Origin of the sequence: Streptomyces sparsogenes (assembly GCF_001704635.1) — a bacterium.
Taxonomy (GTDB): domain Bacteria; phylum Actinomycetota; class Actinomycetes; order Streptomycetales; family Streptomycetaceae; genus Streptomyces; species Streptomyces sparsogenes.
Map to the genome: position 1 here is coordinate 75,893 of NZ_MAXF01000222.1, position 16,674 is coordinate 92,566.

The 16,674-nt window shown below is 72.5% G+C and carries 16 protein-coding genes; 15 read left to right on the plus strand and 1 reads right to left on the minus strand.

Annotated elements, in window-relative coordinates; genetic code table 11:
- Positions 1 to 140: 140 nt before the first annotated feature.
- The gene (locus BBH68_RS37145) at positions 141 to 1,229 is read right to left on the minus strand and encodes a LacI family DNA-binding transcriptional regulator (protein ID WP_245738495.1); all 1,089 of its coding nucleotides are present in this window, start codon (positions 1,227 to 1,229) and stop codon (positions 141 to 143) included.
- Positions 1,230 to 1,372: 143 nt separating this feature from the next.
- On the opposite strand from BBH68_RS37145, the gene BBH68_RS37150 reads away from it, so the two are divergent.
- From BBH68_RS37150 to BBH68_RS37220, 15 genes are all read left to right on the plus strand, one after another.
- Positions 1,373 to 2,632 carry an MFS transporter gene (locus tag BBH68_RS37150; RefSeq protein ID WP_065968323.1) on the plus strand — a complete coding sequence of 420 codons (1,260 nt, stop codon included), beginning with the start codon at positions 1,373 to 1,375 and terminating at the stop codon, positions 2,630 to 2,632.
- Positions 2,633 to 2,641: 9 nt separating this feature from the next.
- Positions 2,642 to 4,003 carry a Pup--protein ligase gene (pafA, locus tag BBH68_RS37155; protein WP_065968324.1) on the plus strand — a complete coding sequence of 454 codons (1,362 nt, stop codon included), beginning with the start codon at positions 2,642 to 2,644 and terminating at the stop codon, positions 4,001 to 4,003.
- Positions 4,004 to 4,123: 120 nt separating this feature from the next.
- Positions 4,124 to 5,104 carry an FKBP-type peptidyl-prolyl cis-trans isomerase gene (locus BBH68_RS37160; RefSeq protein ID WP_065968325.1) on the plus strand — a complete coding sequence of 327 codons (981 nt, stop codon included), beginning with the start codon at positions 4,124 to 4,126 and terminating at the stop codon, positions 5,102 to 5,104.
- Positions 5,105 to 5,159: 55 nt separating this feature from the next.
- Positions 5,160 to 5,534 (plus strand): FKBP-type peptidyl-prolyl cis-trans isomerase, encoded by a 375-nt coding sequence (locus BBH68_RS37165; protein ID WP_065968326.1) that lies wholly within the window; start codon positions 5,160 to 5,162, stop codon positions 5,532 to 5,534.
- Between the two features lie 165 nt (positions 5,535 to 5,699).
- Positions 5,700 to 6,677, plus strand: a complete 978-nt coding sequence (locus BBH68_RS37170) for a helix-turn-helix transcriptional regulator (protein WP_065968327.1) — start codon at positions 5,700 to 5,702, stop codon at positions 6,675 to 6,677.
- Between the two features lie 19 nt (positions 6,678 to 6,696).
- Positions 6,697 to 7,656 carry a helix-turn-helix transcriptional regulator gene (locus BBH68_RS37175; RefSeq protein WP_065968328.1) on the plus strand — a complete coding sequence of 320 codons (960 nt, stop codon included), beginning with the start codon at positions 6,697 to 6,699 and terminating at the stop codon, positions 7,654 to 7,656.
- Complete coding sequence (locus BBH68_RS37180) at positions 7,646 to 7,912, plus strand: hypothetical protein (RefSeq protein ID WP_065968347.1); 267 nt, start codon at positions 7,646 to 7,648, stop codon at positions 7,910 to 7,912. Before BBH68_RS37175 ends, BBH68_RS37180 begins: the two co-directional genes overlap by 11 nt.
- Positions 7,913 to 8,032: 120 nt before the next feature.
- Positions 8,033 to 8,284 (plus strand): hypothetical protein, encoded by a 252-nt coding sequence (locus BBH68_RS37185; protein ID WP_065968329.1) that lies wholly within the window; start codon positions 8,033 to 8,035, stop codon positions 8,282 to 8,284.
- A 189-nt stretch (positions 8,285 to 8,473) separates the two neighbouring features.
- Positions 8,474 to 8,767: a Sec-independent protein translocase subunit TatA gene (gene tatA, locus BBH68_RS37190; protein ID WP_065968330.1), complete on the plus strand. Its 294-nt coding sequence runs from the start codon at positions 8,474 to 8,476 to the stop codon at positions 8,765 to 8,767.
- Positions 8,768 to 8,889: 122 nt separating this feature from the next.
- Positions 8,890 to 9,792: a twin-arginine translocase subunit TatC gene (gene tatC, locus BBH68_RS37195; protein ID WP_065968331.1), complete on the plus strand. Its 903-nt coding sequence runs from the start codon at positions 8,890 to 8,892 to the stop codon at positions 9,790 to 9,792.
- A 29-nt stretch (positions 9,793 to 9,821) separates the two neighbouring features.
- Positions 9,822 to 10,733, plus strand: coding sequence for a diacylglycerol kinase (locus BBH68_RS37200; RefSeq protein WP_065968332.1), 912 nt, complete (start codon positions 9,822 to 9,824; stop codon positions 10,731 to 10,733).
- 107 nt (positions 10,734 to 10,840) lie between these two features.
- Positions 10,841 to 13,663 carry a DEAD/DEAH box helicase gene (locus BBH68_RS37205; protein ID WP_065968333.1) on the plus strand — a complete coding sequence of 941 codons (2,823 nt, stop codon included), beginning with the start codon at positions 10,841 to 10,843 and terminating at the stop codon, positions 13,661 to 13,663.
- A 188-nt stretch (positions 13,664 to 13,851) separates the two neighbouring features.
- Positions 13,852 to 14,568 (plus strand): PadR family transcriptional regulator, encoded by a 717-nt coding sequence (locus BBH68_RS37210; protein ID WP_079151443.1) that lies wholly within the window; start codon positions 13,852 to 13,854, stop codon positions 14,566 to 14,568.
- A gap of 201 nt (positions 14,569 to 14,769) precedes the next feature.
- Complete coding sequence (locus tag BBH68_RS37215) at positions 14,770 to 15,825, plus strand: ATP-binding cassette domain-containing protein (protein ID WP_065968334.1); 1,056 nt, start codon at positions 14,770 to 14,772, stop codon at positions 15,823 to 15,825.
- Positions 15,822 to 16,598, plus strand: coding sequence for an ABC transporter permease (locus tag BBH68_RS37220; protein WP_065968335.1), 777 nt, complete (start codon positions 15,822 to 15,824; stop codon positions 16,596 to 16,598). Before BBH68_RS37215 ends, BBH68_RS37220 begins: the two co-directional genes overlap by 4 nt.
- Positions 16,599 to 16,674 lie beyond the last annotated feature (76 nt).

Sequence of the window (16,674 nt, forward strand, 5' to 3'; positions counted from 1 at the left end):
TTCACGCGGCGCGCCCCGGCCCAGCCGGGGCGCGCCGCGGCGTGTCCGCCTCGCGGGGCGGGGCGGCGTGCCGACCGGGCCGGGGCGGGGGTGGCCGCCGCGCGGCGGGGCGTACGGCAGCGGCGGCGCGTCAGGGCGCGTCAGTGTCCGCCGGACGGGGTGTCGCGTGGGGGTGGGGCGCTGGAGCCCCGGGGGACGAGTCGCACCGGCAGGGTGGTGTCGCGTGCCGGTTCGCCGTCCAGGACGGCCATCAGGGCCCGCATTCCGGCCGCGCCGACGGCTTCCGCCGGCAGTCGGACCGTTGTCAGCTCGGGGTCCACGGCGGTGGCCAGCGCGAGGTCGTCGAAGCCGGTGACGGAGATGTCGTCCGGTACCCGGAGCCCGAGCCGCCGGGCGGCTTTGCAGGCTCCGGCGGCCAGGATGTCGTCGTCGCACACGAGCGCGGTGGGGCGGGGGCCGGGGCGGGTGAGGGCCCGTTCGGCCGCCCGGCGGCCTTCGTCGACGGTCAGGGGGGCCGCCTCGGTGTGGGCGGAGGCGCCGGGGACGGCGGCCAGGGCCGCCGCCAGGGCGGCGGCGCGTTCGCGGAAGGTCCAGGTGTCCACGGCCGCCGCGAGGTGGGCGATACGGCGGTGTCCGAGGGCGAGGAGGTGTTCGGCGGTCTGCCGCATGCCGTCGGCGATGTCGAGGTTGACGGTGGCCGCCGCGGCGGCCGAAGCGGCCTCGTCGGGTGAGCTGTCGAGCATGACCAGGGGGAGCCCCCCGCCGCGCATCGCGGCGAGGGCGTCGGCGGCCATGGAGGAGGCGATCACGCCGTCGAGGGAGGCGCGGGCCGAGTCGAAGGGGTCGCGGGCCGGGCCCACGCCTTCGGGGGAGGGGTAGAGCACCACGCCGAAGCCGCCCTCGGCGGCCACCCGGGCCGCGCCGGTGTAGACGCGGGCGAAGAACTCGGTGGTGAGTGCCGGTACGACGAGCAGCGCGGTCCTGGTCCGGCCGAGGCGGAGGCTGCGGGCCGCGAGGTTGGGCCGGTAGCCGAGTTCGCGGGCGGCGGTGCGTACGGCCTCGGCGGTGCGTTCGGAGACACGTCCGGCCCATTTGTCGCCGAGGACCAGGGAGACGGTGGCCTGCGACACGCCGACGTGGCGTGCCACGTCCCGGCTGGTCGCCCGCGCGCGGGGGCCGCCTCCGGCGCGCGCGCCGGGCGCGGGGTCCCCCTGAACGCTCGCCACCATCGCCTCCGTTCGTCACGGTCGCCCATGCGGGTGGACCGAGGTCGGCAGCCATGATACGTATAACGGCGGTAGTTATACGTAAAACCTGGGGCGGGCACGCCAGGACACGCCCGAGGGAAGAACCGGAAGCGAGGGGGCGGGCGATGGCGGCCGGCTACAGGGAACTGCTGCGCTGCGAGCACGCGGCCCGTCTGCTCATCGGGACCCTCGTCGGCCGGCTGCCGAACGCCACCGCCGCGCTGGCCGTCGTGCTCTTCACCCGTGCCGAGGGCGGCAGCTACGCGCTGGCCGGCGCGCTGTCCGCCGTCTACGGGGTGGGCAACGCGGTCGGCCAGCCGCTGCTCGGCCGGGCCGTGGACCACTACGGCCAGCCGCGGGTGATGCTCCCGGCGGCCGTGCTGTCCGCCCTCGCGATGGTCCTCTTCGCCGTGGTCGGGCTCGACCCGCTGCCCGTCGCGTATGCCGCGATGCTGGCCGCGGGCCTGTTCACCCCGCCCCTGGAGGGCGGGCTGCGGGCGCTGTGGCCGGGGGTGCTCGGCCGCGAGGAGTGGGTGCACGCGGCCTACGCCCTGGACGCCGTCGCGCAGGAGGTGATCTTCTCCGTGGGGCCGCTGCTGGTCACCGCCCTGGTCGCCCTGTGGTCGGAGGCGGCCGCGCTGCTGGTGATCAACGGGATCGGGGTGGTGGGCGCCCTGTCGGTCGTCCTCTCGCCGCCCTCCAGGCGGTGGCGCTCGGCGCCGCGCGAGGCGCACTGGCTGGGCGCGCTGCGCTCGTCCGGCCTGCGGGTGCTCCTCGGCACGTTCTTCTTCGTCGGGGTCGCCCTGGGCTCGATCGGCGTGGCGGCCGTCGGGTACGCGGACGAGCACGGCGGCGGCATGGTGTCGAGCTATCTGCTCTCCGCGCTGGGCGTCGGCGCGCTGGTGGGCGGCCTCGCGTACGGGGCGCGGCCCTGGGCCGGCGCCCCGGAGCGGCGGCTGCGGGCGCTGGTGGCGGCCCTGGCGCTCGGCTATCTGCCGCTGGTCCTGGTGCCCGGGGTGGTCGCGATGAGCGCGCTCGCCGGCCTGTCGGGGCTCTTCCTGGCCCCCGCGCTGGCCTGTGTCTTCGTGGTCATCGACCGACACGCCCCGCGCGGCACGGTCACCGAGGCGTTCTCCTGGCTGGTGACCACCTTCGTGGTCGGCAACTCGGTGGGGACGGCCGCCGCCGGGCCGGTGATGGAGTACGGCGGAGTCGCGGCGGGTTTCGCCGTTCCCGGGGCGGCCGGGGCGGTGGCGCTGGCCGTTCTCCTGGCCACCGCGCGCTTCCTCGACGGTGCGCGAGGCGTGACGGCGGGTGAACCTCAGGCGGAAAATGATCGCAACCGTGCCGTCGAACCCGGTTTCAGAGCAGGCCATCAGGCGTAATGTTCAGGCATGGACCGCCGCATTTTCGGGCTGGAGAACGAGTACGGCGTCACGTGCACATTCAGGGGACAGCGCCGGTTGTCTCCTGACGAAGTGGCGCGCTACCTCTTCCGCCGTGTCGTCTCCTGGGGCCGCAGCAGCAATGTCTTCCTGCGCAACGGCGCCCGCCTCTATCTCGACGTGGGCTCGCACCCGGAATACGCAACCCCCGAGTGCGACAACGTGACCGAGCTGGTCACCCACGACAAGGCAGGCGAGCGCATTCTCGAAGGTCTGCTCGTGGACGCCGAGCGCCGCCTGCACGAGGAGGGAATCGCGGGCGACGTCTATCTCTTCAAGAACAACACCGACTCGGCGGGGAACTCCTACGGCTGCCACGAGAACTATCTGGTGGCCCGGCACGGCGAGTTCTCCCGTCTCGCCGACATCCTCATCCCCTTCCTGGTGACCCGGCAGCTGCTGTGCGGCGCCGGCAAGGTGCTGCAGACGCCGCGCGGCGCGGTCTACTGCGTCAGCCAGCGCGCCGAGCACATCTGGGAGGGGGTCAGCTCCGCGACGACCCGTTCCCGGCCGATCATCAATACCCGCGACGAGCCGCACGCCGACGCCGAGCGCTACCGCCGGCTGCACGTCATCGTGGGTGACTCCAACATGTCCGAGACCACCATGCTGCTCAAGGTCGGCGCCACCGACCTGGTGCTGCGCATGATCGAGGCGGGCACGGTGATGCGCGACCTGACCCTGGAGAACCCGATCCGGGCCATCCGGGAGGTCAGCCACGACATCACCGGACAGCGCAAGGTGCGCCTGGCCAGCGGGCGCGAGGCCTCGGCGCTGGAAGTCCAGCAGGAGTACTACGAAAAGGCGCTGGACTTCTGCGAGCGCCGCGGAATCCGCACCGGCACGGTCGAGCGCGTGCTCGAACTGTGGGGCCGCACCCTGGACGCCATCCGTACCGAAGAGCTGGACCGGATCGGCACCGAGATCGACTGGGTGATGAAATACAAGCTGATCGAGCGGTATCGCGCCAAGAACAACATCACCATGTCGCATCCGCGGATCGCCCAGATAGACCTCGCCTACCACGACATCCACCGCCGCCGGGGGTTGTACTACCTCCTGGAGAAGCGCGGTCAGGCCGCGCGGGTGTGCAACGACTTGAAGATTTTCGAAGGCAAGTCGGTGCCCCCGCAGACCACCCGCGCCCGGCTGCGCGGCGATTTCATCCGCCGCGCGCAGGAGCAGCGCCGCGACTTCACCGTCGACTGGGTGCATCTGAAACTGAATGACCAGGCGCAGCGCACGGTGCTGTGCAAGGACCCGTTCCGTTCGGTGGACGACCGGGTGGAGAAGCTCATCGCCGGGATGTGACCCGGGCGCCCGGACGGCGCATGTCCGGCCCGGGGCCCCGTACGTTTCACGTACGGGGCCCCGGGCACGTCGTAGAGTGGCGCGCGTTGCCCCCGCAGGATCTACCCGACGAGGACTTTCGTGCGCCGACGCTCCGTACTTCTTGCCGTGCCCGCCGGTCTGCTGACCGCCGCGGGCTGCGGCAGTGAGAAAGCAGGATCCGACAAGTCGTCCAAGGCCTCCCCTTCGGCGGAGAGCGGCAGTCCGAAGCCCGCCAAGGAGCCGGTGCCGCCCATTACCGGCGGCAAGGAGTTCGGCCAGAAGCCGAAGGTCGCCAAAGGCAGTGGGCAGCCGCGTTCCTCGCTCCAGGTCGAGACGGTCATCAAGGGTGACGGGGCCGAGGTGGCCAAGGGGGATTACCTCCAGGTGCACTATCTCGGCCAGATCTGGAACACCGCCAAGGTCTTCGACAACTCCTATGACCGGGGGAAGCCGGCCCTCTTCCAGATCGGCGTCGGCCAGGTCATTCCGGGTTGGGACAAGGGGCTGGTGGGCAAGCGGGTGGGCAGCCGGGTGGAGCTGGCCGTCCCGCCGTCCGAGGGATACGGCGCCCAGGGTCAGCCGCAGGCGGGGATCAAGGGCACCGACACCCTGGTGTTCGTGGTCGACATCGTGGACACCTTCAACGGCAAGAGCTCGGCCAAGGGCCGCACGGTGGCGCAGACCGACATCGCTCTGCCCAAGGTCGGCACGAACACGGACGGCAAGGCGCCGACCATCGACGTTCCCGAGAAGTCCGCGCCCAAGAAGCTGGTCTCGGCGTATGTCATCGAGGGCGACGGGCCGAAGGTGAAGGCCACCGACAGTGTGCTGGTCCAGTACAAGGGCGTGCTGTGGGACGGCGGCAAGGAGTTCGACTCCACCTACAAGAAGGGCCAGCTCGCGCAGTTCTCGTTGCAGCAGGTCGTCAAGGGCTGGGCGCAGGGGCTCACCGGCAAGAAGGCCGGCAGCCGGGTGCTGGTCGTCATCCCGCCGGACCTCGGCTACGGGAAGCAGGCCCAGCAGGGCATCCCGGCCAACTCGACCCTGGTCTTCTCGGTCGACATCCTGGCGGTTCTGTAGGACGCGGTTCTGTAAGACTGGGCGGGTTGCCCACCACGCAAGAGGAGCAAGTTTCGTGAGCATCGACAAGCCCGAGGTCGACTTTCCGGGCGGCGAGCCGCCGGCGGACCTGGAGATCAAGGACATCTGGGAGGGCGACGGTCCGGTCGCCCAGGCCGGGGCCACCGTCTCCGTCCACTACGTCGGCGTCGCCTTCAGCACCGGCGAGGAGTTCGACGCGAGCTGGAACCGCGGTACTCCGCTGCAGTTCCAGCTCGGCGCCGGTCAGGTCATCTCCGGTTGGGACCAGGGGGTGCAGGGCATGAAGGTCGGCGGCCGCCGCCAGCTGATCATCCCGCCGCACCTGGCCTACGGCGACCGGGGCGCCGGCGGTGGCCGGATCAAGCCGGGGGAGACGCTGATCTTCGTGTGCGACCTGGTCGCCGCCTGACGCCGATCGCCCGGACGGCCGACGGGTGAGCCCTGAGGGCGAGCCCCGAGGCCCGGCCGAAGCGCCCGTCGAGGGCCCCTGCCGTCCGGCAGGGGCCCTCGGCTTTTGTCCCGCGTCCCGGTAGCGGTACGGTCACGGTCGGAAGGTCAAGAAGAAAGGGCGTCGATGGCGATTGCCAAGGCCGAGCGGCTGATGAATCTGGCGCTGTGCCTGCTGGGGACCCGGCGTCCGTTGACCAAGCGCGAGTTGCGGGAGTCCATAGAGGCGTACATCGAGGCGGCGGCCACCGGCTCCGGCGGAGGCGACGAGGCGTTCAACCGGATGTTCGAGCGGGACAAGGACGACCTGCGCGAACTGGGTCTGATCATCGAGACCGTCGAGAGCGTGGACGGCGAGATCGGCTATCTCGCCCGCCGCGACAGCAACCGCCTGCCGCCGATCACCCTGGACGCCGAGGAGGCCGCGGCGCTCGGCCTGGCCGCGAAGGTGTGGCAGCAGGCCCGGCTCGCGGGCGCCGCCAGCGGCGCCCTGCAGAAGCTGCGCGCCGCCGGGATGCCGCTGGCCGAGGACCCGTACGACCCCCAGCCGGCCGGTGCCCTGGAGCCGCGGATCCCGGTCCACGAGGCGGCCTTCGAGCCGCTGATGCTCGCCTGCCGCGACCGCCGACCCGTCATGTTCGACTACCGCAAGTCCAACGCCGCGCAGCCCGAGCAGCGCTATGTCGAGCCGTGGACGCTGGAGTGCTGGCGCGGCCACTGGTATCTGGCCGGGTGGGACCGCGAGCGGGCGGCGGAGCGGGTCTTCCGGCTCTCGCGGATCACCGGCAGGGTGCGCCTGCGGGCCGGCGCCTACACCGCCGAGGTGCCCGACCACGTCACCGTGCGCGAGACGGTGGAGCGGTGGTCGGGGGAGACCGCCACCAGTACCGCCCGGATCAGGCTGCGTTCCGGCCACGGCTACCCGCTGCGGGCCAGGGCCCTGCACACCCGCCCGCTGGGCGACGGCTGGGACGAGCTGGAGATCCCGTACGGGCACGGGCTCGACGCCTGGCTGGTGGAGTTCGGCCCGGACGTGGTGGTGCTGGCGCCCGACGAGCTGCGGGCCGATGTCGTCGACCGGCTGCGCGCCGTGGCCAAGGGCTGAGGGGGAGAAGCGACTTCTGATGGCCGGAAACGCCATTGACCAGACCCGCCGGATGCTGTCCCTGGTGACGTATCTGCGTGAGCGCCCGGGCGCCCGCGTCGCCGATGTCGCCCGCGCCTTCGGCATCAGCGAGGACGAGCTGATCTCCGACCTGGATGTGCTGCCGCTGTGCGGCACCAGTTTCCGCGGCGGCGACCTGCTGGACATCGACACCGACGGTGAGCGCATCTGGTGGCACAACCCCGACGATGTCGCGGAGCCGCTGCGGCTGGCCGCCGACGAGGCCACCGCGCTGCTGGTCGCCGCGCGCGCCGTCGCCACCCTCCCGGGGCTGCGCGAGGGCGACCGGGACGCGCTGCTGCGGGCCACCGCCAAGCTGGAGGCCGCCGCGGGTGAGGCGGCCGGGGCCAGCTCCCGGCTGTCGGTCACCTTCGAGGCCGAGGGCGGGGTGTTCGCCGACGTCGACCGGGCCATCGCCGAGCGCCGCCGCCTGTGGCTGCGCTACTACTCGCCCGCGCGGGACGAGCTCACCGAGCGCGAGGTGGACCCGATCCGGCTGTTCGCCGTCGGCCACACCTACATGGAGGCGTGGTGCCGGCTCTCCGAGGCGCGGCGCACCTTCCGGCTGGACCGGGTCGCCGAGATCAAGCTGCTGGACGAGCCCGCCGACCCGCCGCCGATCGAGCTGCGCGACCTGTCGGACCTGTCGGCCGGGCTGGTGCAGACCGGTGCCGAGGACCCGGAGGTGGTGGTCGAGGTCGGCCCCGGCGGGCGCTGGGTCGCCGAGTACTACCCGCACGACAGCGCGGAGGAGCTGCCCGACGGCGGGCTCAGGATCACGCTGCGCACCCCCGATCCCGGCTCGCTGCGCCGGCTGGCGCTGCGGCTGGGCAGGGACGGCAGGATCGTCTCGCCCCGGGGGCTGGCGGACAGCGCGCGGGACGCGGCGCAGCGGGCGCTCGCGGCCTATGGTGAGTGAAGGGACACGCACAGTGACCGCTGGGGGGAATCCCGCCTCGGTGATCTTCAAGGCGGCCTGCCCGGACTGCCGCGGCAGGTTCGAGCTGGCCGCCACCGCCCTGCGGCTGGCGATCGGGGGGAGCGACCGCACCACGTTCTACTCCTTCACCTGCCCCGACTGCGGGTCGGCGGTGCGGAAACCGGCGGGGGAGCGGATCGTGGAGCTGCTCACCGGCGGTGGGGTGAGCACCCTGCGGCTGCACAGCGAGGTCTGAGGCCCCCCGTCGGACCGGTCACGGCACGCCCGGACCGGTCACGGCACGCCCGTACCGGTGACGGCGGGCCCGGCGGTCCCGCCGCCGGGCGGGGTCCGGCCTCCCCGATAGGCTCGGGCCATGCTCTGGCCGATGCTCGCCCTCGCCCTCGCCGTCACCGGAATCGCCGTTCTCGCCGTGCCCGCCGTGCGGGTCTTCGTCGAAGTACGGAGGCTGGCGCGGCAGGTGGCGGAGAGCTCGCGGCGGATCACCCGGGCCGCGGAGGACCTGGAGCGGGCCACGGCACCGCTGGGCGGGCAGGTGGACGCCCTGCGGCGGGGGCACGGCCATGACGTTCGTCAGGACCGGCTGCCGACCGACGTCAGGGACTGACGCGGGGGGCGGCGGGGTAGGCTGCTGGCGCAGTTGTCGCGGCGGTGCCGTGATCGCAACAGGGAGTATGCACGGGCATTGCCCGCGGTTTACCCCTGCGGGTTACGATCGCTGCCAGCACTAGCACGCCAGTCCGATCCCACACGGCAGGCATGGAAGTACGCCGCCCCGGCGAGAAGGTAGTCGCACATGCTCGGCAATCTGAGGCCCACCGAGATCATTCTGATCCTCGTTGTCATTCTGCTGCTCTTCGGCGCCAAGAAGCTCCCGGACATGGCTCGGTCCCTCGGCAAGTCGGCCCGCATCCTCAAGAGCGAGGCCAAGGCCATGAAGAAGGACGACGAGGCGGCGAAGGCCGCCGAGGCCCCCACGGCCCCCGCCGACCCCTCCGCGCAGGGCGCCCCGCGGACCATCCAGGCGGCTCCTGGCGATGTGACCAGCTCGCGCCCGGTCAGCGAGCCGAACCGCACCACCCAGGGCTGACGGAGCCGACGCAAGCCGAGAGCGCCGCGGCGGCTCGCTGAGCCGACGGCGGCCTTCGCACGAGACGAGGACGTGGGTTGCTCAAGTCTGCCCGCAAACAGCAGAAGGACCCTGAGGGGCGGATGCCCCTGGCGGAGCATCTGCGAGAGCTGCGCAATCGGCTGCTGAAGTCGGTCGTCGCGATCATCGTGGTCACGGTCGTCGCGCTGATCTACTACAAGCAGATCGCGGAGTTCCTCACCGGCCCGGTGATCGACAGCGTCGGCTGCAAGAAGGGTGAGGGCATCGGTGGCGAGCACACCCAGCCCTGTGCGCAGATCACCGCCAACGGCCTGCTGGCCCCCTTCACGATCATGCTGAAGGTGGGCCTGATGACCGGCGTCGTCGTCTCCAGCCCGATCTGGCTCTATCAGCTGTGGGCCTTCCTCGCGCCGGGCCTGCACAGCCACGAGAAGAAGTACGCGCTCGGCTTCGTGGCCGCGGGCGTGCCCCTTTTCCTGGCCGGTGCCTGGCTGGCGTACGCCGTGCTGCCGACCACGGCCGGGGCGCTGGTCGGCCTCACCCCCGAGGACTGGGACAACCTGTTCCCCGCGGACGAGTTCTTCGACATCGTCACGCGCATGGTGATCGTCTTCGGGCTCGCCTTCGAACTCCCGCTGCTGCTGGTGCTGCTCAACTTCGGCGGGGTGATCACCGGTCGGCGGATGCTGGGCTGGTGGCGGGGCATGGTCGTCGGCATCACCGTCTTCGCCGCGATCGCCACCCCCACCGGCGACCCGCTGACCATGTCGCTGCTGGCGGCGCCCATCGTGGTGCTGTACTTCGGCGCCACCGGCATCTGCCTGTTCAACGACCGCCGGCGGCGGCGCGCCAACCCGGACGCCGGGCTCAGCGACGACGAGGCCTCCGACCTCGACCTGACGCCCGCGGCCATCGGCGAGATCGAGCCGGTGTCCCCGTCCCGCGGCGACGACCCGGAGGACCCGGGCCCGACCCGGCGGAACGGCTACGACGACATCACCTGAGCCGGCGGCCCGCCCGGTAGGGTCCGCGAGTGACCTGCGACATCACCGTCATCGTCAACCCCACGGCGGGCCGCGGCCGCGGCGCCCGCGCCGCCCGGCCCGCCGTCCAGGCCCTGCGGCGGGCCGGATTCGCCGTGCGGACGGTGAGGGGCGCCGACGGCGCCGACGCCCTGCGGCGGGCCCGCGAGGCGGCGGCGGGCGGCACCGGAGCGCTGGTGGCCGTCGGGGGTGACGGCATGGTCTCGCTCGCCCTCCAGGCGGTCGCCGGGACCGGCACCCCGCTGGGGGTGATCGCCGTCGGCGGCGGCAACGACTTCGCCCGGGCCGCCGGGCTCCCGGTCCACGACCCGGCCGCCGCGGCCCGGGCCATAGCCGTCTCGCTCAAGGGCGACGGCGGCCGCGAGCTGGACCTGGGCCGGGCGGGCGAGGTCTGGTTCGGCACCGTCCTCGCCTCCGGCTTCGACTCCCGGGTCAACGAGCGGGGCAACCGGATGCGCCGCCCGGGCGGCCGGCTCCGCTACGACCTCGCCATGCTCGCCGAGCTCGCGGCCCTGCGGCCGATCCGCTATCGGATGAGGCTCGACGGCGGGCCGGAGCGCGAGTTCGAGGCCACCCTGATCGCCGTCGGCAACGCCGAGTCGTACGGCGGCGGCATGCGGATCTGCGCGGACGCGGCCCTCGACGACGGGCTCTTCGACATCACGGTCGTCGGCCCGTGCAGCCGCACCACACTGCTGACGGTCTTCCCCCGCGTCTACCGGGGCACCCACCTCGGCCACCGGGCGGTCACCACCCACCGCGCCGCCTCGGTCTCCCTGGCCGCCGAGGGCCTGACCGCCTACGCGGACGGTGAGCGCCTGGGGCCGCTGCCGCTCACCGCCCGGGCCGTCCCCGGCGCCCTGCGGCTGCTGGGCGCGCCCGGGCCGGACGCGGGCCGCTGAGGACCCCGGCCGCCCCGCCCCGGCCCTCGCCCGCCCCACCCCCTCCTCCCGGCCGGCAAATAAGATCGCGTGCGTTGTCGGAGGCGGCCGGTAGTCTCGTACGTACGATGACCGACGAGCTATCTCCCGCCGAGCGCTACGCCGCGGCCCGTCTGCGGGCGGCCGAGGAGGCCACCGCGCTGGCCCCCTTCCGCGAGATGTACGACTTCGAGCTGGACCCGTTCCAGATCGAGGCGTGCAAGGCCCTGGAGGCCGGGAAGGGCGTGCTGGTCGCGGCCCCCACCGGTTCGGGCAAGACCATCGTGGGCGAGTTCGCCGTCCACCTGGCGCTCACCCAGGGCCGCAAGTGTTTCTACACCACGCCCATCAAGGCGCTGTCCAACCAGAAGTACACCGATCTCGTCAAGCGCTACGGCGCCGACCGGGTCGGCCTGCTCACCGGCGACAACAGCATCAACTCCGAGGCCCCGGTGGTCGTGATGACCACCGAGGTGCTGCGGAACATGCTGTACGCGGGATCCCAGTCGCTGCTGGGGCTCGGATATGTGGTGATGGACGAAGTCCACTACCTCTCCGACCGGTTCCGCGGCGCCGTCTGGGAAGAGGTCATCATCCACCTCCCCGAGTCGGTGACGCTGGTCTCGCTGTCCGCCACCGTGTCCAACGCGGAGGAGTTCGGCGACTGGCTCGACACCGTCCGCGGTGACACGGAGGTGATCGTCTCCGAGCACCGCCCCGTCCCGCTGTGGCAGCACGTGCTGGCCGGGCGGCGGATGTACGACCTGTTCGAGGAGAAGAGCCCGCAGGGCGACGGCCAGGCCGGCCGCCGCGAGGTCAACCCCGACCTGGTCCGGCTGGCCCGGATGGAGAACTCCCGGCCCAGCTTCGGCCGCGACAAGCGCCGCGGCCGCACCATGCGGGAGGCCGACCGGGAGCGCGAGCGCCGCCAGCGCAGCCGGATCTGGACCCCCGGCAGGCCCGAGGTCATCGAGCGGCTCGACGCCGAGGGGCTGTTGCCCGCGATCACCTTCATCTTCAGCCGCGCCGGCTGCGAGGCCGCCGTACAGCAGTGCCTGTACGCCGGGTTGCGGCTCAACGACGAGGCGGCGCGCGCCCGGGTGCGGTCCCTCGTCGAGGAGCGCACCTCCGGCATCCCCGACGAAGACCTGCATGTGCTGGGCTACTTCGAGTGGCTGGAGGGCCTGGAGCGGGGCATCGCCGCCCACCACGCCGGCATGCTGCCGACCTTCAAGGAGGTGGTGGAGGAGCTGTTCGTCCGCGGGCTGGTCAAGGCCGTCTTCGCCACCGAGACCCTGGCGCTCGGCATCAACATGCCCGCGCGTTCGGTGGTGTTGGAGAAGCTCGTCAAGTGGAACGGGGAGCAGCACGCCGACATCACCCCCGGCGAGTACACCCAGCTCACCGGCCGGGCCGGCCGGCGCGGTATCGACGTCGAGGGCCACGCCGTGGTGCTGTGGCAGCGGGCGATGGACCCGGCCGCCCTCGCGGGCCTGGCCGGCACCCGCACCTATCCGCTGCGCTCCTCCTTCAGGCCCTCGTACAACATGGCGGTCAATCTGGTCGCGCAGTTCGGGCGGCACCGCTCGCGCGAGTTGCTGGAGACCTCCTTCGCGCAGTTCCAGGCCGACAAGGCGGTCGTCGGCATCTCCCGGCAGGTGCAGCGCAACGAGGAGGGGCTGCGCGGCTACCGCGCCTCCATGACCTGTCACCTCGGTGACTTCGACGAATACGCTCGCCTGCGCCGCGAGTTGAAGGACCGCGAGACGGAGCTGGCCCGGCAGGGCGTGGCGCAGCGGCGCGCCGCCGCCGCGGAGGCGCTGGAGAGGCTCCGCCCCGGCGATGTCATCCACGTCCCCACCGGCAAGTACGCGGGGCTGGCGCTGGTGCTCGACCCAGGGCTGCCGGCGGGGCGTACGGGCGGCCATCGCGGCCTGGAGTACCACGACGGCCCGCGGCCGCTGGTGCTCACCGCCGAGCGTCAGGTCAAGCGGCTGGCCGCGATCGACTTCCCGGTGCCGGTGGAGCCGCTGGAGCGGATGCGGATCCCCAAGTCCTTCAATCCGCGCAGTCCGCAGTCCCGCCGGGACCTGGCGTCCGCGCTGCGCAGCAAGGCGGGCCACCACGATGTGCGCCGCCATCGCAAGCAGCGCTCGGCGGCGGCCGACGACACCGAGATCGCCCGGCTGCGGGCCGCCATCCGGGCCCATCCCTGCCACGGCTGCGACGAGCGCGAGGACCACGCCCGCTGGGCGGAGCGCTATCACCGGCTGCTGCGGGACACCCGGCAGTTGGAGCGGCGCATCGAGGGGCGTACGAACACCATCGCGCGCACCTTCGACCGGATCTGCGCGCTGCTGAGCGAGCTCGGCTATCTGCGGGGCGAGGAGGTCACCGACGAGGGCAAGCGGCTCGCCCGGCTCTACGGTGAGCTGGACCTGCTGGCCAGCGAGTGCCTGCGGGACGGGGTGTGGGAGGGGCTGAAGCCCGCGGAGCTGGCGGCGTGCGCCTCGGCGCTGGTCTACGAGGCGCGGGCGGCGGATGACGCGCTGCCGCCCAAGCTGCCGGCGGGCGGGGCCAAGGAGGCGCTGGGCGAGATGGTCCGGATCTGGGGTCGGCTGGACGCCCTGGAGGACGAGCACAAGATCAAGCAGGCGGAGGGGGTCGGGCAGCGCGAGCCCGACCTGGGCTTCGCCTGGGCCGCCTACCGCTGGGCCTCCGGCAGCGGTCTTGACGAGGTGCTGCGCGAGGTGGAGATGCCCGCGGGCGACTTCGTGCGCTGGTGCAAGCAGGTGATCGACGTGCTGGGGCAGATCGCCGCGGCGGCCCCGGAGGGCACGGTGGCGCGCAGCGCCCGCCGCGCGGTCGACGGGCTGCTGCGCGGGGTGGTGGCGTACTCCTCCGTCGGCTGACCCTTCTCGTCCTTCCTCACGGGCCGTGTCCGGCCGGGTCGACTCCCGGGTCGGACACGGCCCGTCGTGTTGCTTCCCGTGTTTCTTTTCTTCCCGGGCCGTAAAGTCGAGGCAAACGCGATACATCGCGGTTGACGTCTTCGGGAAACTCGCGATATGTTCGCTCACGGATATACGGAGGCGAGGTGATGGCGGTGGCGGCGAAGCGGCGCAAGCTGGGCAACCCCCTGGCGCTCGCGGTGATGGCGCTCCTGAGCGAGCGGCCCATGCATCCGTACGAGATCGCGCAGGTGCTCCGGAGGCGAGGCAAGGAGCACAGCATCAAGATCAACTACGGCTCGCTCTACACCGTCGTCCAGAACCTGGAGAAGCACGGCTTCGTCGAGGTCGCCGGAGTGCAGCGGCAGGGGCGCCGCCCCGAGCGCACGCTGTACGGACTGACCGCGGACGGCCAGGTGGAGCTGCACGACTGGCTGGCCGAGCTGGTGTCCGTGCCGGCCCGGGAGTACCCCCTGTTCGAGGCCGCGCTCTCGCTGATCCTGGTGCTGCCCGTCGACGAGGCCGACGAGCTGCTCGGGCGGCGGATCGAGGCGCTGGAGGCCCGGGCCCGGGCCGTCGGCGACACGCTGGAGGCCCTCGCGAAGGACCTGCCGAGGATCTTCGTCCTCGAGACCGAATACCAACTCCACATGATCCGCGCCGAGACGGAGTGGATCCGCGCCCTCCGCCAGGACCTCGCGGCGGGCGCCCTCTCCGGCGCCGCCGAATGGCGGGCCCTGAGCGAGACCGGCGAGATACCGGCCGAATGGATGGAGATAGAGGAGAGAACCAGCCCGGACACCAACCCGGACACCAGCCCGGACAGCAGCCCGGACGCCAATCCGGGCACCAGCCCGGGCATATGAAGAAGGCCCCGGCGCGCGCTGCGCCAACAGCGCGCGCCGGGGCCCTGACCCCGGACCGGACCTGCGGCGATGGCAGGCCAGGCGATCGAGGTGCGGCACACCCAGGATAGCCCGGCTCTCCACCCGCGAACCGGTACGGCGGATTTCACCCCCGCACGACGGATCACCGTCTGCGACCGACCGAAGTGGAGACACGCCACCATGGCGCCGACAACCGGGGGACGCCCCCCGCACCACCTGCGCGACCGCGCGCTCGCAGTGGAGACACACCAACTGGTCAAGACCTACCCCGGCGGGGTCAGGGCCCTGGACGGCATGGAGCTTGCCGTCGAGTCCGGCACCGTCTTCGGCCTGCTCGGGCCCAACGGGGCCGGGAAGTCCACCACCGTCAAGATCCTCACCACCCTCGCCCGGCCCGACGCGGGCACCGCGGCGGTCGCCGGACACGATGTGCTGCGCCACCCCGGCCGGGTCCGCGCGGCCATCGGCGTCGTGGCCCAGAAGTCCGGCGCCGACCCGGTGGCGACCGGGCGGGAGAACCTGCTGCTGCAGGGCAGGCTGTACGGCCTGAAGGGCGCCGCCTGCGCCCGGCGCGCGGATGAACTGCTGGAGCGCTTCGACCTCGCCGACGCCGGGAACCGCCCGGTCAAGGGCTACTCCGGCGGCATGTCCCGCAGGCTCGACGTCGCCCTCGGCCTCGTCCACCGCCCCGAGGTGCTCTTCCTCGACGAGCCCACGACCGGGCTCGACCCCGAGGCCCGCGCCGCCATGTGGGAGGAGATCGCCCGGCTCGCCGGCGAGGAGGGACTGACGATCCTGCTCACCACCCACTACCTCGAGGAGGCCGACCGCCTCGCCGAGCGCATCGCCATCGTCGACCGCGGCCAGGTCGTGGTCGAGGGCACCCCGGACGAGCTGAAGGGCGAACTGCGCGGCGACGCCGTCCACCTGGAGCTGCGCGAGGCCGCCGCGGACGGCGCGGAGCCGCTGCTGCGCGACGCGCTCACCGCGCTGCCGGGCGTGCACGAGGTGGCCGTCGACGGACGGCGGGTCAGCGCCCGCGCCGACGACGGCGCCGCCGCCGTGCCCGCGCTGCTGGCCGCCCTGGAGCGGGCGGGCGCCGCCGTGGCCACCGCCACCGTGGCCCGCCCCTCCCTCGACGACGTCTATCTGCGCTACGCGGGCCGCAGCTTCACCGAGGCCGACGCCGCGGTCGGCACGCCCGTCCCGGCCGGCGCCGCTGGAGGTGCCCGATGAGCGCGACCCTCACCCAGACCTGGTACATGACACAGCGCCAGCTGATGGTCTACTGGCGTCAGCCCGTCTTCCTGCTGATCAACCTCATCCAGCCGATCATCTGGCTGTTCCTCTTCGGCTCCCTCTTCCGGAAGGTCACCGACCTCGGCGGCTTCGGCACCGGCTCGTACCTGGACTACCTGGTCCCGGGCATCGTGGTGATGAGCGCCCTGTCCTCCAGCATGTGGGCCGGCATGGGCACCCTGGAGGAGATCGAGCGCGGCACCCTCAACCGCTTCCTGACCACGCCCATCTCCCGCGGCGCGCTGATGAACGGCAATGTGGTCTCCCAGGGCATCGGCACCGCCGTGCAGTCCGTCATCATCGTGGCGCTCGGCAAGCTCGGCGGCGCCGACTACCCGGGCGGCCTCACCGGCCTCGCGCTGCTGGTCGTGGCGTCCGTGCTGCTGGGCACGGTCTTCGGCGCGCTCTCCAACGCCCTGGGCATGCTGGTCCGGCAGCGGGAGTCGATCATCGGCATCAACACCTTCCTGCTGCTGCCCCTGACCTTCCTCTCCGAGGCCTTCATGGCGCCAGCCCTGATGCCGGGCTGGATGCGGCACATCGCCGACGTCAACCCGGTCAACTGGGCGCTGGTGGCCGGACGTTCCGCCATGGCCGACGACCCGGACTGGGGCGATGTGGCGAGCCGGGGCGGAGCCCTGCTGGTGCTCGCGCTGGCCGCGGTCTGGCTGTCGACCCGCACCTTCCGGTCGTACCAGCGGTCGGTCTGACCTCCGGGCCTTCGGTCCCACCCGGGCCTTCGGCCCCACCCGTACAAGAAGGCGGCCCCGGCGGTGACATCACACC